We start from the raw sequence: 20729 nt of genomic DNA on the forward strand, positions 1-20729 counted from the left end.
CAAAAAATATAAATAAATAATATTTTTTGTTGTATTATAAAAATAACTGTTGTAGTGTGTATTAAAGTTTGAATTAAAAATGATTTATCTCAGTGAACAAGAAAGCGACTTCTGATGGGAAAGTTAAAATTTCCATTAATATCCCTGAAAGATTATTAATAGAATTAGATTATTATAGGACTCAGGAAAATCAGGACCGGTCTATTTGGATTACTAGTGCTATAATGGAAAAATTAGCGTCTGTAAAATTACAGAAGCATAAGGAATAAACTATAGGAGTTAAGTTTCTAAATACTATAGAAACCCAACGCCCACAAGGATGAAGATATTTTAAATAAAATGCGTCCAACATTTTGCTATCTACATCTATATGTGTACTACTTTTTTATCAAAAAGTCAAGGGTTTTAGGTACTTAGCTCCATAAAAGGAGCATAAAATGCAATTATTTTATCCACTTGGATTACCAAGTGAGAATATAGGTATACATAAATACCTTGATACCACAAAGAATCAATCATACATCCCAATAACTGGGTGTATTTTATCACACATATTAACTAGTCTTGAGTTATCTTCACTTGAGAAGATGTACTATATCTTAGCTGATTCTTTTTCTTATATTAACTCATCTAAAGGATGTAATAGATCTGTATCTCTACCTGCTAAAAGCTGGTCTTCTAGGCTATCTTGTTCTAAAGCTGAAGTATTTGTATTACAGAAATCCCTAGAGGATAAAGGATATTTCCTTGTGCATAGAGATAAGAATGATAAAGGACAAAATAATCGTAACATTATTACCACAACTATTCCGGACAAGGTGTTTAATGATCTTAAATATGAACCTGATAGGTTTAATTTAAGTGTTAATGATAATACAGAGGCTCAAGGTACTGATTATTCTCAGTCATATAATATAGATGCTATAGATAAAACCTTTTTACCTAATTTAGAAGGAAAAAGACAACATCTTGAAAAAACTAAGATGTTTATAAGAGTTCCTTATCAGTTCTTAAAGCAATTAAATTCTAATTGTAGCATTTCTGCAACATCTAAAGTAATAATGCTTTATCTTTTTACTAAGATTTATAAATCTTCTGCTAATAAGTACAATTATGACGATTCTGATAGTGCTTTAACTCATCATTCATACTCTATTGTTATTGCTTATAGAGAATTACAAAAAGAACTTAAATTACATAGGAATTCTATTTCTAAAGCATTAAAGATTTTAGAAGATAATAATTTTATCTCTAAACAGAGATTTTTCATAAAAGATACAGAAGATTACAACAGCAGCAGAGTTGATAAATCTTTATGGCGAATATCTCTTCTCAATGCAACTCTCATAACTAATCTTAATGATCAGTATACACAAGGCATAGTAGGACAAAATTACCAAGAGCATATAGGTCAGCAGCAAGCAGTAATGAGCGATCAAACTAAGGTGGAATATAACAACAACGAAGCCTTGGAATCCGCTAAGGAATGGGAATGCACTAAATATGACCCTGCTTGCACTGATTCTGGTCGATTATATAATAAAGACTTTGTATTAAAGAATAGTATTATTGAAAATATAGATTATATAGATGCTAAAAAAGAACTTTTGGAAAACGAGCAAAGCTCGTTTCCATCTGAATCTTATAACAATTCTTTTAAAAGTTCTATTAAAGCTAAACCATCTTGTTCTGATACTACCTCTGAGTCTGCTCCAAGAACCATCGAAGATATAGCTGAACATAAGGAACTAAGACACTTCTACCCACTTTCTGAAAAAGATGTAGATACGCTTAACTTTAGAGCTGGTAGAGAATTTAGTAATAATTTTATGAATCAGTTACTGTTAAAGCTCTACATCAAATATCCTGAGAAGAGATTTAAGAACAAATTTACCTTTTTAAGCTATATGGCAAAGATACTAAAAAACGAGCAGCATCAAGGACCTTTAGTAAATCATACAACATTTAGGTTCAGCTGTAATATAGGCACGATAGAGACAAACTTACTCGAATATGAGAAATACCTAAACCAAATAGAAAGCTCATTTGATACTAGTAAAGAGATGCAGGTACGGAAGAAGATAGCAGGAAGATTTAGTACTGAGATAGCATATAAAATACTAACGAAAGTGCAATTTAAGACAAACAATGATAATAGCTTTATTACCGCGTTAATTCCAAAAATACTAGACTTAAGGGGGATACAAACAGAAAGTTTAAGTGAGCAACAAATAGCAACTTTAAGCGAACAATTAGAAGCAGTATATGGTGTAAACGGTTATTATGTGGCTGTGGTTGGGGATGTAAAGCCTGAGGATGTAGAATCTGCTAAAGATAGCAGATTGGCAGGAGGAAGAAGAGTAGAGATAAAAAAGCAATATTCTCAAATCAAAGACCGTGATATTATTGCTAAAAGCAAAGATATTGGAAGTTTAGATAGCAGTAAGGAATTCGATACAACCAATAAAAACACAGTGTGGGGTCAAATTAGAAAGGGATTGAAAGAAGAGTTAGGTGAGGCTATAGATGAGGCTTGGTTTTCTAAAGCAGTAGCTACACATTGTAACGATACAAAGACATTGACCCTAACAATGCCAACAAGGTTTATGTCTGATTGGGTACGTAATAATTACTCATATGTGATACGAAGGGTTGGAGGTGGTACAGGAATCAAGAGGGTGGAGTATAGGTATGAGTGATATTTTAGAGAAAGCAAAAAATACAGGTAATTTAATCATGAGCCAACGTTATATTACTACCCTTGGGTGTAGAAGTCAAGATTTAATCTTACAGACATTATAAAAATTATATCTGAATGTCTGATAAGTTATGACTGTCAGATGAGTATTCAAGATATAAGATTTCGTTATTCTTTTCAACAGCTAACTTTTTACTATCCATAAAAGTCTGCATAGGTGTTTTTCCATAGCAATATTTACCGGAATGCGGTCTTTCATTATTATAATATTCTAGCCAAATATCAAGATCTAGTTGTAGATCATCAAGATCAGTATAGATCTTTTTACGCATAGCAGTATCAAAGAATTCTTGTTTCATAGTTTTATTAAAACGTTCACACATACCATTTGTTTGAGGAGAATATGCTTTAGTAGTAGTATGCTCAATACCCTCAATGCTTAAGAACAATTCAAAAGCATGATGTTCTATATTACCTTTATACTCACCACCTCTATCAGTTAAAATACGAAGTACTGGTATTTGCTGACTCTCATACCATGGTAACACTCTATCATTAAGCATGTCAGCAGCGGTAAGTGCTGTTTTATCAGTATATAGTTTAGCCTCTGCAACCCGAGTGTAACTATCAATAAACACTTGAGAATATACCTTGCCTATGCCTTTAAAATTACCTACATAATATGTGTCTTGGCATCCTAGATAACCTGGATGCTGTGTATCAATCTCACCATGAGCTTCTTTCTCGCTACGCCGTTTCTCTAATACTTGTAACTGAGCTTCGGTAAGAACAATACCATCCTGAGCCATTTTGGCTTCTAATGCTTTAAGTCTTTTATTGATATTATTTAAATCATTACGTAGCCAAATAGATCTAACTCCTCCAGGTGATACAAGAATACCAGTCTTTTTAAGCTCATTTGATACTCGCAGCTGACCATAAGCGGGGTATTCTATTGCCATATCTAATACTGCTCTCTCTACGGCAGGATCAACTCTATTCGCTATAATTGGCTTCTTCCGACTAATCTCATATAATGCTTCTTCTCCTCCTGTTTCATATAACTCTTTAAACCTATAATAACTGTCTCTACTGTAGCCCATAGCTTTACATGCTGACGATATACTACCAAGACTCCTAGCTAATTCTAGTAATCCTATTTTTGGCTTTATTATTTTTTGATTTAGATTCATCTCTAATCCTCCATTTAATATTATCTTAATTTTACTAAATGTAAGATTAAATCTCAACTATTACAGATAATCAGAGGTATTTAATGAGGTCTCAACAAGAAGATGAGTGATAACGCATCACGCATTGTACATTAACTTGCATCATAATTTTATTATGCCTTTAAACCAAGAAATGCAATTATATATTAAAGCAAAGGATTAGAAAAATGCCAGGACTAAACAAAACATATAATTACGACATGTTGAAGCAAATTAAAAGCCATCAATTTGCAGGATCAACACTACTGCTAAATGATTTGAAAACTGAGGCTATACAGTATTATGCTCGAATGCTAAATTGTGTTTATGGTTGCGGGGGTAATTATATCCAAGGTAAGCAATACTTGTCCCAGATCGGTTTAAATGTAGAGGCTCAAGAATTCATACCTAGTTTAAGAGGAGGTAACAATAATAATATAGAGGTAATCGGCCACGGTAGCAACATACAGTTTGATTAAAACACAAGTTAAACCTTTGTGCTTCTAATTTTAAACATAGTTCATAAAAGCGATTTCACAAAACTCTTATATCTCAAAAAAAGTAGCACTCTATCTGTCCAAAAAGGGTCGTTTTCGGACATCTCTAATTCTAATGTCCCAAAAATATATTGACCTACTTTAGGACATATGTTATATTCAGGACACCCTTTTTGATACAATTAATGTAACACAATATAATAATATAACATAATGTCTCGTACCTTCATCTATGCTCGTGTCTCTACAATTGACCAAAGCCCAGAAAATCAAGTTCAAGAAATCAAAACAGCAGGTTTTAATATCGAACCTCATAGAGTAATTACTGAAACAGTATCTGGATCAATGCCAATTAGCAGACGCAAAGGATTTGCACGTCTGCTCGATAAAATGGAAAAAAATGATCTGCTAGTCGTAACAAAACTAGATCGATTAGGGCGTAATGCTATTGATGTCAGTACTACTGTTGCTAAATTAGAAATAATGGGCATTAAAGTCCACTGTCTGGCACTTGGAGGTATAGATCTTGCTAGTTCAGCAGGAAAAATGACTATGGGCGTAATTAATATCGTAGCACAATTTGAACGTGACTTATTAATTGAACGTACGCAGTCCGGTCTTGCTAGAGCTAAATCAAACGGTAAAATTCTTGGGCGCCCTCAAATCTTATCAGAATCACAAAAAATACATGTCGTACAACAATTACAAGATGGCATGACTATTGCAGCTATTGCAAAACATTTTAATATAAGTAGACAAACTATTATGCGTATTAGAAATAATTGTAACTTCTAATATGCCTATGATTGATGATATAGTTCCAATATAGTTAAACTATAACCATTAAATTTTATTAAAATTTAATAATAACGGTATAAGATGAGGAAGAATAAAAATATGAGCAAAATAATAGCATCTTTTATAATAGCAGCTGGTATCATAATCTCAGCTTCTCTAGTCAGTAATTCATTCTTAAAAGCAAAATTACTTGATAGAACAGTTGTTGTGCTAGGGTTAGCAGAAAAAGAAGTTAGCGCAGATCTTGCAATATGGCCGATCACCATTGCAGCTACCGGTAATAATTTATCAGAAATTAATAAGAAAATAGAAACTGATAGAGCTGCTATAATTAGCTTTTTAGTTGATCAAGGTTTTAACAAAGAGGAGATTTCTCTTGGTAATTATCAGTTAAATGATTTAATGATTAATAGTTAGCGAGACTCAAATATTCAAAATTCTCGTTATATTATTAATGCAACAATTATTCTTAAAAGCAAAAATGTGAATTTGGTCGATAAAGTAAGTAAGAAAAAAATCTATTTATTCAAAAAGGCATTACATTTGGTACTGATGGCAATAATAATAGAGAGCCATATTATGAATATACTAAATTCAATGATATTAAACCAGAAATGCTAACTGAAGCTATTAAAAATGCTCGATTATCAGCAGCAAGATTTGCGAATGATTCCGGTAGTAAAGTTGGTCAATTAAAAAAGCTAATCAAGGTATATTTTCTATAAGCCCTGCTTTGCAAACTTCTTCTGACGATTACTTGAACAACCAAATGGCTTCGAAGTCTATAAATAAAAAAATACGAGTCGTAACCACTTTAGAGTATTTTTTAAATTAATATATATACACATAATGTAATAGTTGAGATTTAATCTTACATTTAGTAAAATTAAGATAATATTAAATGGAGGATTAGAGATGAATCTAAATCAAAAAATAATAAAGCCAAAAATAGGATTACTAGAATTAGCTAGGAGTCTTGGTAGTATATCGTCAGCATGTAAAGCTATGGGCTACAGTAGAGACAGTTATTATAGGTTTAAAGAGTTATATGAAACAGGAGGAGAAGAAGCATTATATGAGATTAGTCGGAAGAAGCCAATTATAGCGAATAGAGTTGATCCTGCCGTAGAGAGAGCAGTATTAGATATGGCAATAGAATACCCCGCTTATGGTCAGCTGCGAGTATCAAATGAGCTTAAAAAGACTGGTATTCTTGTATCACCTGGAGGAGTTAGATCTATTTGGCTACGTAATGATTTAAATAATATCAATAAAAGACTTAAAGCATTAGAAGCCAAAATGGCTCAGGATGGTATTGTTCTTACCGAAGCTCAGTTACAAGTATTAGAGAAACGGCGTAGCGAGAAAGAAGCTCATGGTGAGATTGATACACAGCATCCAGGTTATCTAGGATGCCAAGACACATATTATGTAGGTAATTTTAAAGGCATAGGCAAGGTATATTCTCAAGTGTTTATTGATAGTTACACTCGGGTTGCAGAGGCTAAACTATATACTGATAAAACAGCACTTACCGCTGCTGACATGCTTAATGATAGAGTGTTACCATGGTATGAGAGTCAGCAAATACCAGTACTTCGTATTTTAACTGATAGAGGTGGTGAGTATAAAGGTAATATAGAACATCATGCTTTTGAATTGTTCTTAAGCATTGAGGGTATTGAGCATACTACTACTAAAGCATATTCTCCTCAAACAAATGGTATGTGTGAACGTTTTAATAAAACTATGAAACAAGAATTCTTTGATACTGCTATGCGTAAAAAGATCTATACTGATCTTGATGATCTACAACTAGATCTTGATATTTGGCTAGAATATTATAATAATGAAAGACCGCATTCCGGTAAATATTGCTATGGAAAAACACCTATGCAGACTTTTATGGATAGTAAAAAGTTAGCTGTTGAAAAGAATAACGAAATCTTATATCTTGAATACTCATCTGACAGTCATAACTTATCAGACATTCAGATATAATTTTTATAATGTCTGTAAGATTAAATCTTGACTTCTACATAGCTCTGCAACCCGAGTGTAACTATCAATAAACACTTGAGAATATACCTTGCCTATGCCTTTAAAATTACCTACATAATATGTGTCTTGGCATCCTAGATAACCTGGATGCTGTGTATCAATCTCACCATGAGCTTCTTTCTCGCTACGCCGTTTCTCTAATACTTGTAACTGAGCTTCGGTAAGAACAATACCATCCTGAGCCATTTTGGCTTCTAATGCTTTAAGTCTTTTATTGATATTATTTAAATCATTACGTAGCCAAATAGATCTAACTCCTCCAGGTGATACAAGAATACCAGTCTTTTTAAGCTCATTTGATACTCGCAGCTGACCATAAGCGGGGTATTCTATTGCCATATCTAATACTGCTCTCTCTACGGCAGGATCAACTCTATTCGCTATAATTAGCTTCTTCCGACTAATCTCATATAATGCTTCTTCTCCTCCTGTTTCATATAACTCTTTAAACCTATAATAACTGTCTCTACTGTAACCCATAGCTTTATATGCTGACGATATACTACCAAGACTCCTAGCTAATTCTAGTAATCCTATTTTTGGCTTTATTATTTTTTGATTTAGATTCATCTCTAATCCTCCATTTAATATTATCTTAATTTTACTAAATGTAAGATTAAATCTCAACTATTACAATTTATGATTCCAACCAAAACCTTTGATATTACGTAAATATAAAAAGCAGAGGCCAAGGCCTCAGTTCTTTTGATCACCTACTAAACGCATTAGCTGGCCTGCTATAATATCATCCTCAGATGATAGCTTCCTTTTATATCTATAGCATGTTTCGCTGACACCAAAGATCTTGCATGCACTCCTTATAGAAATATCTTTTTCTCCAGATATTATTTTAGCCATCTCCCGCCTTTGAGATGGCTTCCTAACTTTTTTTCAAGTACTTCCTTTAATATATCAGCTCTTAGCCTTTCCTCAGCATACATCTTTTTAAGCCGTGCATTTTCCGATTCTAACTCCTTTAATTTAGTAATCATCGGTAAAGCCATACCACCATACTTTGATCTCCATTTATAAAATGTCGCTGATGGTATTTTGTGCTCTCTCAGTATAGACGCTACAGGCATCCCACCGCTCGCTTGCTTTAAGATAGACATGATTTGGCTATCACTGTGCTTTGATATTGTCATTTATAGAATCTCCTCCTTTGTTTCTAGAAAATTCTACTCCTTTTGTCGATTGTTTTTGGGGGGGTTACCGGATTAACAATAGGTTTTGATACTTATGCTCAAGATAACATGCTGCTTGGTATGAGTTATACGAAAGCAGATAATCATCTGAAATTCAGTAATAACAAATTAGGCGATAGATCGAAAGTAACGAGTGATTTCTATTCGGTATATGGACAGGTAGAGCCATACAATAAAAATATATTCATAAGTGGTATAGGGATATACGGCATAAGTAATATAAAAAGCAGCGCAAGAAGAGGTTTAGATAGTAGTGCTATAAGTAGTCATAAGGCATATAGCAATATCATGCAGGGCATGGTTAGCACTCAATATAAATTATCTGAGCGACTAAAGATTGTGCCGCAATTAGGCATAAAATACAGCAAGATACGAGATGCATCGTATGATGAAGTATCAGCAGGAGGAGCGCAAGAGGAGTGCAATTTATCTGTTGCAAGAACTAAAGAAAGAATTATAGAGACAATGGCAGGTATCAAGATGAATTATGATCATCACTTAAGTAAAAGTGTCAGTATAGCACCTGTTATTTATGGTTTTGTACATAAGGACGTAGCTGTAAAAATGCCTGTGATTAGATCTCGGATGCAACGAGCTACTAATAATGCAGTATTGCCTGATGTCAGTATTAGCAGGTCTAGATTAAACTTTAGCTATGGTACTGGATTTAGTGTGCAAGCGAAGAATATAGAAATGGGTATATTTTATAATGGTAGTAAAGCGAGAAGATATATATCGCATGCGGGTAGTATGAAGCTAAAAATTAATATTTAAGTTTTATCACAGGTGATGAGTATGAAGCAAGTAGAAATACAGAATTTTAACAAGGCATTAATGAGAGCTGCAGCAGAAGGTAATTTAGAGGCGGTAAAAAAGCTTGCGCTTTGTGGTGCTGATATATATTTTAGGGATCATCAAGGGGATACTGCATTATCGCTTGCAGCAGGTAGCGGTTATTTAGATATTTTAGAATATTTAAGCAGTCTGAAGAAAAGTTAAAGTACAAATATAATAATACAAAATCAATATATGGAGAAACCAAAATACCTAAGACTAAATTACCAACTATGAAAGAGGGGATTGTGATACTGGATAACAATAAAGGAATGGATGGCTTAGACGAAGTAGCGATCGGAAACAAACAAGATGATAGTATTGAGCGTGGTATTTCTAATACATCTACTGACTCAGGGTATAGTGATAGAACATTTTATGGTTCAGAATATATATTGATAGATGTGATGCGAAATATGTATCTACGCAAGATGCTTGAAGCTACAGATCATATTATGAATGAGCTGGATCAATTAAAAACAGCATCACTTAATAGTGCTGATTTATATAAAGAATATTATACATTGAGTCGTGCAAACCCAAATACTACAGAAAATGAAGGTAAAGCGGCCATAAGTTTTATCTCTGTCCAATTAGCAATGGATAAGCAAATACAACGAATATTAGAGTTTAATGCACATCTAAAGCCGGAAGATTTTACGTCATTGCAGAAAGAAGTCGCTGATTTTAAAGAGGCATCAGATAATGTAATGTTTACACAAGGTCCTGAGGTCGTAATAAATAATTATAAAAAACGGCAAGTTACTCAAGAGTTGATAATTACATTATTAAATGACTTTAAAAGTATAGAGTCATTTATAAGTGACGAGCTTATTAAAGTAGCTCAAAATAATAATGGTCAAATAACGCATACGCCAGACTTTAGAGCAGCACGTGCTTCACTTCTATCAGCAAGTGCTAGCAATGAAGAGAATCAAGGAAAAGCGGTGATAAGTTTAGAGGAGACTATACGGGGAATAAGTAAAAAGTTAGACAAAACATTAACTGAGAACAAGGATTTATTATTAGAGGGTAAGCTTATAGCGTTTAAGAAGCAGGTGAAGCAGTTGCAGGACACTCTGACTACTCAAATATATACTAAGCAAGGAGTAATGGAATTAATAGAAAAGCGTTCCATTGCTAGACTATTTGACAAAGTTTTTATTATGTCTTTAGACGATAATAAAAAGCCAATCCCGATTCATCCTAAAATACGTAAAGATTTTACAGAGCAAATGACACCATATATTCATATGCCTAAGGAATTAATGCAAGGCATATTAAGAAAAGATGATGTATCTCAATTAGAGCAGGCAATAAACGGCGAGATAGTCACGCGTTTTACCAAAGACGGTGATGGTAAAACATGGGGTATTTTAGATGAGGATAAAATTACTGCGATTAATATTGTACAAGCTATTAGCATGACCAATCAATTGCTTAAAACTGCGTATAAGCTTGGTATAGCTTCAGAGCAACAACGCATAAGTAACCCGAATATATTATCACCAAAAGTACTACATGGCAAGCATACACAGAACGAGATGAATAGGCGTAATAATCGAGTAAATAATGTACAGCAACTAAGCAAGTAATATTTTATAGAAAGTTCGAGCATTCAGTACAAAGCTGATAAAACCACTACAATTATTTAAGTAAAAAAATAGGAACATAAAACAATGAGTAGAAAAGAAAGTAAGAAAAATAAATTAAATGATTTTCATAAAGCACAACTAGAGAACCATAAGGAGATATTTGCGAGCGTTGAGCCTATTATAACGCAGGATGGTAAGGCTCAAGGACATCAGAATGATATTAAGGAAAAGAAAGAAAGTAAGATTAGGCGAGTTCTTTCTAAATTATTTAGAGTGTCGCATAAGAGCAATAAAAAAATAGTTGCAGCTAAAAGTAGTAAGCTAGATCAAAATAATAATCTAGAGGTTTACGATGCTATAGAAGCAAAGATTAAACAGATGAATTCAGCTGAGATATTACAATTTTTAAATAGAGATGAAATACAACAATCGGGGGGCAGTGATAAGGGTAATGTTAAGGTTAATAGTGTTAATATTGAAGAACAGATAAAGAATATGGATTCAAAACAGATACTAGAGTTTTTAAATCGAGATAGCTTAGAGGGGTCTAAAAACTATAGCTTAGAAAGTAGTAAGATTCAGGATAAGCAAGATACGGCGATAGATGTAGAGAATAAAATTAAAAATATGAATTCAGCTGAGATATTACAGTTTTTAAATACAGATGATTTATCGAATAAAAAAATAGTTGGGGCAAATGAGCTCACAATGCAAGGTAAAGTAGCTGTAGAAAATAAATCCGCTGTATCTTGGGTTTCGACTACCACGCAAAGTAAGAGTAATCAAGACAGAGGCAGATAAATAATCAGTATTCTCGGTAATAATCATGAATAGCACTAATAGAGTTAAACGTGGCAGATTTATAACATTAGAAGGTGTAGATGGCAGTGGTAAATCCACGCAATGCTGGGTCGTGCCTCCGTATTGCAGTTTAGAGTAAATAGTCTATAATCCTCAAACAGTAATAAGAGAGAATTATAGTTAAGGAGTTATGGCAAAAATAGATGTTATAATGGACTGAGAAAACTGGACAGAAAAAATAGTACTCAAGTTTCCGAAATAAGTTACAATAAATAGGTAAAACTTAGGAGGAAAGATGAAGAAAAATAAGGTTAGGATTTTCAGTAGTGAAGAAAAGACTAAGGTAGTATTAGAATTAATAAAAGAGGATGCTACCTTAAGTCAATTAGCATCAAAATATGAGATAAGCTCCAAGACAATTCAGAATTGGAAAAAGCAGTTTGTTGCTAATGCAGCTCTAGCTTTTGAGCCAGCTAAAGTTTTGAGTGAATATCAAGAACAAATTAGTGATCTCAAAGAACAAAATGATGAACTAGCTAAAGCTCTTGGGAAAGCTACGGTGGAGAGGGACTGGGCTGTGGGAAAGCTAAAAAGCTTGGACTTATCAAATAGAAAGAGTCTTGTCCAGTCCAAGCTAGATCAACTACCAAAGACAAGACAATGTGAGTTGCTAGATATTAGTCGCTCTACAACATATTATAAAGTTAAACCGCTTAGTGTAGATAAATTAAGTATCTTAAATAGAATAGATGAAATATATACAGATAATCCCGAATTTGGTTATCGTTATATTTATCATCAGTTATTAGAGGATGGTTTTTCAATTGGCAGAGATCGAGTATTAAAATATATGAGGATGATGGGAATAGAAGCCATTTATCCTCATAAGAGAAAGTCTACTTCTGTAAAGGATAATGAGCATAAAGTATACAGTTATTTACTTGATCAATATTGGACTAAATCTAGAACAACAAAAACAGTACATGTACCTAATGTCAATGAGGTTTGGAGTGGTGACATTACTTACATTAGAACTCATGATGGCTTTATGTATATGGCGGCTATTATAGACTGGCATAGCAAAGCTATATTAAGTTATAAATTATCCAATTCTATGGATGCAACTCTTGTTACTGATGTCTTGAAGGATGCCCTTAATAAATATAATGCTCCAAAGATATTTAATAGTGATCAGGGTAGTCAATATACTAGTCATGACCATATACAGATACTAAAAGATAATAATATTCAAATCTCAATGAATGGAAAAGGTCGAAGTATTGATAATATCGTAATAGAGAGATTTTTTAGGACTATAAAATATAACTGTATATTTATTAATGATTTTAAAAATATTAAAGAACTGAGGATAGGTATTGATAATTATCTGTATAAGTATAATTATCAAAGATTTCATTCGGGTATTGGTTACAAAAAACCTATGGATGTTTATCTGAATTATACGCAAAATTATTATCAATTAGCTGCTTAACAATATAATAAAAATAGGAAACGAATTTGATTATTTTTTGTCTTGATTTCTCAGTCCATTATAGTGAGGCTAGCAGCTCTATACCTAAGATAGGATTTGATGGAGTAATAGGATGGCTTGTTAAAGGCAAGCTAGTTAGTCGGCTAATGCATAGTAGTGAAGATAGCTCTACAGCAGAGGTAAGAGTAGATTTACCAGGAGAGGATGAGTTTGTGGAAGTAAAGCTACCTATTACTAAGGAGACAAGTAGTTTAGATAATAGTAATCCCAAAAATATCGATGCATTAGTAGCGGTAGGTCGTAAGTATGTAGAAGACCACACAGAGCAGTTACAGAAGCTATGTGATAATTTAGTAAAATATGTAGAGCTCGAGACTCAAGCTATGACCCATGAGAAAGCAGCAGAAGATATAGGGGTAGCCATAGAACTTGGCTCAGGCTTAGATATTGATAATAGTAACAATGATACTACTATTATCAATAAGGAGGCTATAGCCGTTACATCTGATGATATAGCAAATAGTAATGAAAATGCTAAAGAGAAAGAGAGTGAGGATAGTACATTAGTGCAGGCTCAAGGTGCTAATAAGGGCGGTGGTGATGATATTGTAAGTAACTATATTATCACCAACGAAAATAGAGAGCAGATACTTGAAGGTATCAAGCAGTATCTCACATCATTTGCAAATGATAATCCTGATTTAAAAACAAATATTGATCAGTATTTAGTAGCTGTGAATGATTATAGTAATCAGGACTTAGAGAAGCTAATACTAGATTTTGCAGAAGGGCAAAAGGTAGTAAAAGAAATGGAGCTACATGAGGCAGAAAGCGTGCTTGCACCTTATATGAGTTGCGGCATGGAAGCTAATCAAGAAGCTATGGAACTTGAAGGGATAGACGATGAGGTATCAAATCATGAGATCTTGGCGTGAAGAATAATAAGGAGTAAATTTGCTATGCAGTATAAAAGCTATAATGTAATAACTGAATCTTTAAATAAAAAGGTTAAGATTTTAGAAAATAAGGTTAAGATTTTAGATCGTCTAAGAACCTCAAATGAGGTAGCAACTAAAGAAGATATGCAAATATTGTCTATATCTACCACATTAGAGAAAGAAGAAATTGCACTAATACTTGAATATAAAGCAAAATCTAGGGAAAAGAAGGAGCAGCATTATCAAACAACGCTCATTGCAACACTAGATGACCGTAATAGATTAATAGAGAAGATTAAAGAAAATGTTACAGATGGCAAACCGTTTGAATATGATATAATTATGAATACGGAGGGTTATCATTGCACGCCTGTACATTTAACGTTCGATAAAGATAAATTGAAAATATTTACAATTGATGCTGCTGATGCACCATCTATTACATATATGCAATTTCTATTCCAGTTAGAAGACATTAAAGATATAGAGAAAGAAATAAATGCTCATTCAGGTTCTATACAAAAAGATAATTTTAGTTGTGCTATATTTAGTATCCAGGATTTGAATACTATGTCAAAGTTAGGTAGTACATTAGGGGAGTATTTACCTCAAATAATGCAGTTAGATATAGCTAAGCTACACCCGCGATTTGTTAAGAATGCACAAAGTATTCAGACTATCCGTAATAATTTAGCAGATCCAAGAAATAGTGCTTTAAAAGTAAGTAAAAATGAAGATTTAAAAGAGTATACTAATAAATATTCTATTAATATAGGGGAACAAAAGAAGAGGAATTATGCAATCACTTATAAAACACTCAAATACCTCAATGCTGCACAAAAAGAACTTAATGATGCATTTAAATCAGGAGGAAATGAGTTAGTAAAAAATATAATACGGAAAAGAACTGGTGGCATAATTTTTGAGGAGTCAAAATATAATTTTGATAATATTAAAATGCAACAAAAACAAAAAGATAATTTATCAGCTGTTGAAAGACTTAATGCAAGTAGAGTGCGATCTAAATCACCACAACCTAGCACATCAGGGATGGGAAGATAGTAGATACAGAGTAATACTGCCTAGAGCATAATGTTGCATATTACCACGATATATGGTGCTATACTTAAGTATAAGGTATAAGTGTTTTTAGTAAGGCAAGTTAAATTAAAAAGAGTATTATTATGAGTTACAATCAAGAAGGATACGAATTTAAAATGACGCAAGCATTTAACTGTTTAAATTGTAATAGTTGAGATTTAATCTTACATTTAGTAAAATTAAGATAATATTAAATGGAGGATTAGAGATGAATCTAAATCAAAAAATAATAAAGCCAAAAATAGGATTACTAGAATTAGCTAGGAGTCTTGGTAGTATATCGTCAGCATATAAAGCTATGGGTTACAGTAGAGACAGTTATTATAGGTTTAAAGAGTTATATGAAACAGGAGGAGAAGAAGCATTATATGAGATTAGTCGGAAGAAGCCAATTATAGCGAATAGAGTTGATCCTGCCGTAGAGAGAGCAGTATTAGATATGGCAATAGAATACCCCGCTTATGGTCAGCTGCGAGTATCAAATGAGCTTAAAAAGACTGGTATTCTTGTATCACCTGGAGGAGTTAGATCTATTTGGCTACGTAATGATTTAAATAATATCAATAAAAGACTTAAAGCATTAGAAGCCAAAATGGCTCAGGATGGTATTGTTCTTACCGAAGCTCAGTTACAAGTATTAGAGAAACGGCGTAGCGAGAAAGAAGCTCATGGTGAGATTGATACACAGCATCCAGGTTATCTAGGATGCCAAGACACATATTATGTAGGTAATTTTAAAGGCATAGGCAAGGTATATTCTCAAGTGTTTATTGATAGTTACACTCGGGTTGCAGAGGCTAAACTATATACTGATAAAACAGCACTTACCGCTGCTGACATGCTTAATGATAGAGTGTTACCATGGTATGAGAGTCAGCAAATACCAGTACTTCGTATTTTAACTGATAGAGGTGGTGAGTATAAAGGTAATATAGAACATCATGCTTTTGAATTGTTCTTAAGCATTGAGGGTATTGAGCATACTACTACTAAAGCATATTCTCCTCAAACAAATGGTATGTGTGAACGTTTTAATAAAACTATGAAACAAGAATTCTTTGATACTGCTATGCGTAAAAAGATCTATACTGATCTTGATGATCTACAACTAGATCTTGATATTTGGCTAGAATATTATAATAATGAAAGACCGCATTCCGGTAAATATTGCTATGGAAAAACACCTATGCAGACTTTTATGGATAGTAAAAAGTTAGCTGTTGAAAAGAATAACGAAATCTTATATCTTGAATACTCATCTGACAGTCATAACTTATCAGACATTCAGATATAATTTTTATAATGTCTGTAAGATTAAATCTTGACTTCTACAGGCATACCAAAGCCATCGTTGTCTGGATTTATTCTGTACATAAGACCATTGTTCATCTATCTCAGGAGCAATAATTACTTCTGTTGTACTGATAAAATGATTTATTGTTTTTTAATACTAGATTTTTTTAAAACACGGATAACTGTATTGATACCCACTTTTAATACTCTTACTGTATCTCTAACTCCAGAGCCGTTGATTGACATTTCTACTATTTGCTCCTTAACTCCAGGCTTAGATGCATTATTAATATACTCCAATTGAAAATATCGATTACACCGCTTGCATTGATATCTCTGTTGTTTTGAAATTGAATATCCTGACTTTATTACTTCTTCTGTGTTGTTACAATATCTACACTTAACATCTATTTTTGCCATAACTCCTTAACTATAATTCTCTCTTATTACTGTTTGAGGATTATAGACTATTTACTCTAAACTGCAATACGGAGGCACGACCAACAAAAACTACAAGATGATGAAGTGACTATTGGTATGATCAATGGTCTTGCTCATACAGCAAGAGGAGGCGATTTAATAAAAATAGAAGCTTCAAAATACAAAGGTGACGGCAAGATTAAAGCAACAGGCAAACTTGGCGAAGTACTAAAAGAGTCAATAGATGCTGCAATGACCTGTTTAAAATCAAGCATAGATGCTAAAACCAAGGAAATCAGCAATGACATCTTAAAGACTCATGACATACATATACATCTGCCAGCAGGGGCAACGCCTAAGGACGGACCATCTGCAGGGATAACTATATATACAGCTCTTTACTCACTACTTAGTAACAAAAAGATCAGACAAGATGTAGCAATGACTGGTGAGATTACATTAAAGGGTAGGGTGCTTGAGATAGGAGGGCTTAAAGAAAAGCTAACAGCTGCAGTAAGAGAAGGTATTAAGGAAGTCATCATCCCTAAGGATAACGAGCGTGATTTAGCTGAGATACCTGAGGAAATTACAAAAGCACTAGTAATACATCCAGTATCAAATACTAGTGAGATACTAGGCATAGTATTTGATACCAAAGTATCTAATAAAAATATTAAACAAAAAACACCAAGGGAAAATATGGGTAAAGTATTGCAATTTCCTAAACAAAAGAAAAATAAAAAGAATTGACAGAGTTACCATGTACAATTAACGTTTTGTAAAAACTTAAGTTAAGTAATAAATAAATAGTAAAGCATTTTAGCGACAAAAGATTAGAATATAATAGAGGTTTTATGAGTAAAGATGACAAAGTAGGTGCACTATTATATAGTGGTGCACAAGTGAAAAATGTAATTAACCAAATAATAGGTCGTATTAACGCTTTTAATCCAACAGAAATACAGCAATTAAAATCTAGTGCCGCGTCTATATCAACTGAGGGGCTCGACCCTGAGATTGCACGTGAGTTAAAAGATTTAATCGCATCCATTGTCGAAAAAGAAAAAGAGGAGCAAAATAGTTTAATATCTAATATCTTGGCTGAAAATCAACGCATTTCTGATGAAACTGCTCAACTACAAGCGTGGAAAGAAGAAATGTTAAGGTCTATGGAAACGCAAGCTGCGTATAGTAATTTTGATGTTATAAGTGCAGAATATTTAAAGCAACAACAAGATCGCAATACAAATTTAGATGAAGCATTGGAAGTTACTAAATCGGGTGGAGAGATTAGTAAAGAATTAAAGGTGAAATTAGCAAAATCCTCCAAAGATATAGAAGAAGAAAAAGAGAAATGGTCAAAAATTGATAGCGCTAGAATTACTGCACACAATGAGCATGTACACCATTCAACCGAAATAGAAAAAATAGATCAAGAGAAAGCAAAATTAAATCATACGGTGCATGCTGATAGAATTGCATTTTTAAATCAGAAAAAGGATTTTCACATAGCACAACGTGAAGCAGCTAAAACTAAAATTAAAGAAACGACAAAACATTACGACGAAAGACAGAAGGAAGCTATAAAAATTATCAAAGGTCAAGAATTAGCCAAAAACCCTGATATAAAAAGTTTTTGGGTAGATCAAGCAAAAGTTTTTGAGAACAGGCATGGAATACATCCTGATACGGCTAAACATCCAATTAAGGTTTTAGATCAAGCTGGAAAAATAAGACGAAGTGCTGATCAAGGGAAAGATATGGGGGAACAAAATACAACAAACGACACACAGGTAGACAAAAGTGCCAAATCCAAAACACAGCAGAACGATAAGAATAATAGTAAAGATAAATGTTTAGGTAAAACAGATAAAAAGACTAAACAATGGAGTATTTAAATTTATTAAAATATAGAAGGAGAGCATAATATGTTTAAGAATATATTTAAAAAGAAAAATAATACTGATACAAATACTACACCTGAGTATTGGTACAAACTTGCAGAAAATTATTATCACGATAGACAAACATTAATTGATAATAATGAATCCCAAACAAAAATTGATGCTGCAGGAGTGCTAGCAGCTAAAGATTTTTGGGTTGCTATGTGCTTAGGACATGCAAAAGCCCCATTTTCTTTATATGCATGCTTTGGACAGGGTATTGGTGTAAAACAAGATAGTGATATAGCAAGCTTTATGTTTTCAGTAGCGCAGGAATTAAAAGATGGGAGAGTTGCTAGTAATGTATGCACGTTTTCTTTACCTATATCTTTTAAGGATAAAGTACATGAAACCGCTGCATTAATAAAAAATGTTAAAATACCTAAATCAGGGATTGATATGCAGCATGTTAATAAAAAGATGGAGGATTTTAGTAAAGTAATGATATTACCAGACGGTAGGGAGATTTTTAAACTAATAACAGATGGATATAATACATCTGATTCTAATACAGAAATATTAGGCGAGCAGGCTCACCATAGCGATTTTTAATGCCCAACGACTTCTGCCTTCATCTTTTTGTTTACTTAAAGATTTGGCAGGGGTAGTTTTCTTAAGGTTTTGATTTTGAGGAGCGGAAGATTTAACAGAATGTTTAATTGTGTGATTTGTAGACATAGTTACAACTTGTAATAGTTGAGATTTAATCTTACATTTAGTAAAATTAAGATAATATTAAATGGAGGATTAGAGATGAATCTAAATCAAAAAATAATAAAGCCAAAAATAGGATTACTAGAATTAGCTAGGAGTCTTGGTAGTATATCGTCAGCATATAAAGCTATGGGTTACAGTAGAGACAGTTATTATAGGTTTAAAGAGTTATATGAAACAGGAGGAGAAGAAGCGTTATATGAGATTAGTCGGAAGAAGCCAATTATAGCGAATAGAGTTGATCCTGCCGTAGAGAGAGCAGTATTAGATATGGCAATAGAATACCCCGCTTATGGTCAGCTGCGAGTATCAAATGAGCTTAAAAAGACTGGTATTCTTGTATCACCTGGAGGAGTTAGATCTATTTGGCTACGTAATGATTTAAATAATATCAATAAAAGACTTAAAGCATTAGAAGCCAAAATGGCTCAGGATGGTATTGTTCTTACCGAAGCTCAGTTACAAGTATTAGAGAAACGGCGTAGCGAGAAAGAAGCTCATGGTGAGATTGATACACAGCATCCAGGTTATCTAGGATGCCAAGACACATATTATGTAGGTAATTTTAAAGGCATAGGCAAGGTATATTCTCAAGTGTTTATTGATAGTTACACTCGGGTTGCAGAGGCTAAACTATATACTGATAAAACAGCACTTACCGCTGCTGACATGCTTAATGATAGAGTGTTACCATGGTATGAGAGTCAGCAAATACCAGTACTTCGTATTTTAACTGATAGAGGTGGTGAGTATAAAGGTAATATAGAACATCATGCTTTTGAATTGTTCTTAAGCATTGAGGGTATTGAGCATACTACTACTAAAGCATATTCTCCTCAAACAAATGGTATGTGTGAACGTTTTAATAAAACTATGAAACAAGAATTCTTTGATACTGCTATGCGTAAAAAGATCTATACTGATCTTGATGATCTACAACTAGATCTTGATATTTGGCTAGAATATTATAATAATGAAAGACCGCATTCCGGTAAATATTGCTATGGAAAAACACCTATGCAGACTTTTATGGATAGTAAAAAGTTAGCTGTTGAAAAGAATAACGAAATCTTATATCTTGAATACTCATCTGACAGTCATAACTTATCAGACATTCAGATATAATTT

18 protein-coding genes and 3 pseudogenes are annotated in these 20729 nt (G+C 33.1%); 16 read left to right on the forward strand and 5 right to left on the reverse strand.

Annotated features, from left to right (window positions below; genetic code table 11):
- Window positions 1–437: 437 nt before the first annotated feature.
- Window positions 438–2699: a DnaA N-terminal domain-containing protein gene (locus AC0ODJ_RS08765; protein ID WP_474466062.1), complete on the forward strand. Its 2262-nt coding sequence runs from the start codon at window positions 438–440 to the stop codon at window positions 2697–2699.
- 106 nt (window positions 2700–2805) lie between these two features.
- Here the strand turns inward: AC0ODJ_RS08765 and AC0ODJ_RS08770 are convergent, their stop codons facing one another.
- Window positions 2806–3891, reverse strand: a complete 1086-nt coding sequence (locus AC0ODJ_RS08770) for an IS481 family transposase (protein ID WP_127896995.1) — start codon at window positions 3889–3891, stop codon at window positions 2806–2808.
- A gap of 728 nt (window positions 3892–4619) precedes the next feature.
- On the opposite strand from AC0ODJ_RS08770, the gene AC0ODJ_RS08775 reads away from it, so the two are divergent.
- From AC0ODJ_RS08775 to AC0ODJ_RS08785, 3 genes are all read left to right on the forward strand, one after another.
- Entirely contained in the window at window positions 4620–5201 is a 582-nt protein-coding gene (locus tag AC0ODJ_RS08775; RefSeq protein WP_218459792.1) for a recombinase family protein, read from the forward strand.
- Between the two features lie 102 nt (window positions 5202–5303).
- Window positions 5304–5621 carry an SIMPL domain-containing protein gene (locus AC0ODJ_RS08780; RefSeq protein WP_218459791.1) on the forward strand — a complete coding sequence of 106 codons (318 nt, stop codon included), beginning with the start codon at window positions 5304–5306 and terminating at the stop codon, window positions 5619–5621.
- Window positions 5622–6119: 498 nt separating this feature from the next.
- Window positions 6120–7205, forward strand: a complete 1086-nt coding sequence (locus AC0ODJ_RS08785) for an IS481 family transposase (protein ID WP_127896995.1) — start codon at window positions 6120–6122, stop codon at window positions 7203–7205.
- A 42-nt stretch (window positions 7206–7247) separates the two neighbouring features.
- Here AC0ODJ_RS08785 and AC0ODJ_RS08790 read toward each other — a convergent pair.
- Window positions 7248–7835: pseudogene (locus tag AC0ODJ_RS08790) on the reverse strand (helix-turn-helix domain-containing protein); the annotation flags it as partial.
- Between the two features lie 282 nt (window positions 7836–8117).
- Window positions 8118–8410: pseudogene (locus AC0ODJ_RS08795) on the reverse strand (transposase); the annotation flags it as partial.
- Between the two features lie 42 nt (window positions 8411–8452).
- Here AC0ODJ_RS08795 and AC0ODJ_RS08800 point away from each other — a divergent pair.
- The 8 genes and pseudogenes from AC0ODJ_RS08800 (at window position 8453) to AC0ODJ_RS08835 (ending at window position 16525) form a co-directional block, all read left to right on the forward strand.
- On the forward strand, window positions 8453–9244 hold the full coding sequence (locus AC0ODJ_RS08800) for an autotransporter outer membrane beta-barrel domain-containing protein (RefSeq protein WP_474466065.1): 792 nt from the start codon (window positions 8453–8455) through the stop codon (window positions 9242–9244).
- 21 nt (window positions 9245–9265) lie between these two features.
- Window positions 9266–9469, forward strand: coding sequence for an ankyrin repeat domain-containing protein (locus tag AC0ODJ_RS08805; RefSeq protein ID WP_474466067.1), 204 nt, complete (start codon window positions 9266–9268; stop codon window positions 9467–9469).
- Window positions 9470–9537: 68 nt separating this feature from the next.
- Entirely contained in the window at window positions 9538–10899 is a 1362-nt protein-coding gene (locus AC0ODJ_RS08810; RefSeq protein WP_474466069.1) for a hypothetical protein, read from the forward strand.
- Window positions 10900–10983: 84 nt separating this feature from the next.
- Window positions 10984–11700 (forward strand): hypothetical protein, encoded by a 717-nt coding sequence (locus tag AC0ODJ_RS08815; protein WP_218460499.1) that lies wholly within the window; start codon window positions 10984–10986, stop codon window positions 11698–11700.
- Between the two features lie 295 nt (window positions 11701–11995).
- Complete coding sequence (locus AC0ODJ_RS08820; RefSeq protein ID WP_474464651.1) at window positions 11996–13192, forward strand: IS3 family transposase; 1197 nt, start codon at window positions 11996–11998, stop codon at window positions 13190–13192.
- A 275-nt stretch (window positions 13193–13467) separates the two neighbouring features.
- Window positions 13468–13794 (forward strand): annotated as a pseudogene (locus AC0ODJ_RS08825) (hypothetical protein); the annotation flags it as partial.
- Between the two features lie 357 nt (window positions 13795–14151).
- The gene (locus AC0ODJ_RS08830; protein WP_474466072.1) at window positions 14152–15192 is read left to right on the forward strand and encodes a hypothetical protein; all 1041 of its coding nucleotides are present in this window, start codon (window positions 14152–14154) and stop codon (window positions 15190–15192) included.
- Between the two features lie 247 nt (window positions 15193–15439).
- Window positions 15440–16525: an IS481 family transposase gene (locus AC0ODJ_RS08835; protein WP_121834048.1), complete on the forward strand. Its 1086-nt coding sequence runs from the start codon at window positions 15440–15442 to the stop codon at window positions 16523–16525.
- 3 nt (window positions 16526–16528) lie between these two features.
- Here AC0ODJ_RS08835 and AC0ODJ_RS08840 read toward each other — a convergent pair whose 3' ends face one another.
- Together AC0ODJ_RS08840 and AC0ODJ_RS08845 are read right to left on the reverse strand one after the other, a co-directional pair.
- The gene (locus AC0ODJ_RS08840; RefSeq protein WP_474466095.1) at window positions 16529–16669 is read right to left on the reverse strand and encodes an IS1 family transposase; all 141 of its coding nucleotides are present in this window, start codon (window positions 16667–16669) and stop codon (window positions 16529–16531) included.
- A complete protein-coding gene (locus tag AC0ODJ_RS08845) occupies window positions 16666–16944 on the reverse strand; it encodes an IS1-like element transposase (protein ID WP_474464641.1) in 279 nt (92 codons plus the stop codon). Before AC0ODJ_RS08845 ends, AC0ODJ_RS08840 begins: the two co-directional genes overlap by 4 nt.
- A 66-nt stretch (window positions 16945–17010) precedes the next feature.
- Between AC0ODJ_RS08845 and AC0ODJ_RS08850 the strand changes: the two genes are divergently transcribed.
- The 4 genes from AC0ODJ_RS08850 to AC0ODJ_RS08865 all read left to right on the forward strand — a co-directional run bounded on the left by AC0ODJ_RS08850 (window position 17011) and on the right by AC0ODJ_RS08865 (window position 20726).
- Window positions 17011–17694, forward strand: coding sequence for a S16 family serine protease (locus AC0ODJ_RS08850; RefSeq protein WP_474466097.1), 684 nt, complete (start codon window positions 17011–17013; stop codon window positions 17692–17694).
- A 104-nt stretch (window positions 17695–17798) separates the two neighbouring features.
- Window positions 17799–18842, forward strand: coding sequence for a hypothetical protein (locus AC0ODJ_RS08855; RefSeq protein WP_474466075.1), 1044 nt, complete (start codon window positions 17799–17801; stop codon window positions 18840–18842).
- Between the two features lie 30 nt (window positions 18843–18872).
- Window positions 18873–19439 (forward strand): hypothetical protein, encoded by a 567-nt coding sequence (locus AC0ODJ_RS08860; protein ID WP_474466078.1) that lies wholly within the window; start codon window positions 18873–18875, stop codon window positions 19437–19439.
- A gap of 201 nt (window positions 19440–19640) precedes the next feature.
- Window positions 19641–20726: an IS481 family transposase gene (locus AC0ODJ_RS08865; RefSeq protein ID WP_121834048.1), complete on the forward strand. Its 1086-nt coding sequence runs from the start codon at window positions 19641–19643 to the stop codon at window positions 20724–20726.
- Window positions 20727–20729: the final 3 nt, after the last annotated feature.

This window comes from Rickettsia senegalensis, from assembly GCF_056135685.1.

What these genes read in the sequence shown, in the direction of transcription:
- AC0ODJ_RS08765 (WP_474466062.1), top strand. Translation starts at nt 438, where the DNA reads ATGCAATTATTTTATCCACTTGGATTACCAAGTGAGAATATAGGTATA.
- AC0ODJ_RS08770 (WP_127896995.1), bottom strand. Translation starts at nt 3,891, where the DNA reads ATGAATCTAAATCAAAAAATAATAAAGCCAAAAATAGGATTACTAGAA.
- AC0ODJ_RS08775 (WP_218459792.1), top strand. Translation starts at nt 4,620, where the DNA reads ATGTCTCGTACCTTCATCTATGCTCGTGTCTCTACAATTGACCAAAGC.
- AC0ODJ_RS08780 (WP_218459791.1), top strand. Translation starts at nt 5,304, where the DNA reads ATGAGCAAAATAATAGCATCTTTTATAATAGCAGCTGGTATCATAATC.
- AC0ODJ_RS08785 (WP_127896995.1), top strand. Translation starts at nt 6,120, where the DNA reads ATGAATCTAAATCAAAAAATAATAAAGCCAAAAATAGGATTACTAGAA.
- AC0ODJ_RS08805 (WP_474466067.1), top strand. Translation starts at nt 9,266, where the DNA reads ATGAAGCAAGTAGAAATACAGAATTTTAACAAGGCATTAATGAGAGCT.
- AC0ODJ_RS08810 (WP_474466069.1), top strand. Translation starts at nt 9,538, where the DNA reads ATGAAAGAGGGGATTGTGATACTGGATAACAATAAAGGAATGGATGGC.
- AC0ODJ_RS08815 (WP_218460499.1), top strand. Translation starts at nt 10,984, where the DNA reads ATGAGTAGAAAAGAAAGTAAGAAAAATAAATTAAATGATTTTCATAAA.
- AC0ODJ_RS08820 (WP_474464651.1), top strand. Translation starts at nt 11,996, where the DNA reads ATGAAGAAAAATAAGGTTAGGATTTTCAGTAGTGAAGAAAAGACTAAG.
- AC0ODJ_RS08830 (WP_474466072.1), top strand. Translation starts at nt 14,152, where the DNA reads ATGCAGTATAAAAGCTATAATGTAATAACTGAATCTTTAAATAAAAAG.
- AC0ODJ_RS08835 (WP_121834048.1), top strand. Translation starts at nt 15,440, where the DNA reads ATGAATCTAAATCAAAAAATAATAAAGCCAAAAATAGGATTACTAGAA.
- AC0ODJ_RS08845 (WP_474464641.1), bottom strand. Translation starts at nt 16,944, where the DNA reads ATGGCAAAAATAGATGTTAAGTGTAGATATTGTAACAACACAGAAGAA.
- AC0ODJ_RS08855 (WP_474466075.1), top strand. Translation starts at nt 17,799, where the DNA reads ATGAGTAAAGATGACAAAGTAGGTGCACTATTATATAGTGGTGCACAA.
- AC0ODJ_RS08860 (WP_474466078.1), top strand. Translation starts at nt 18,873, where the DNA reads ATGTTTAAGAATATATTTAAAAAGAAAAATAATACTGATACAAATACT.
- AC0ODJ_RS08865 (WP_121834048.1), top strand. Translation starts at nt 19,641, where the DNA reads ATGAATCTAAATCAAAAAATAATAAAGCCAAAAATAGGATTACTAGAA.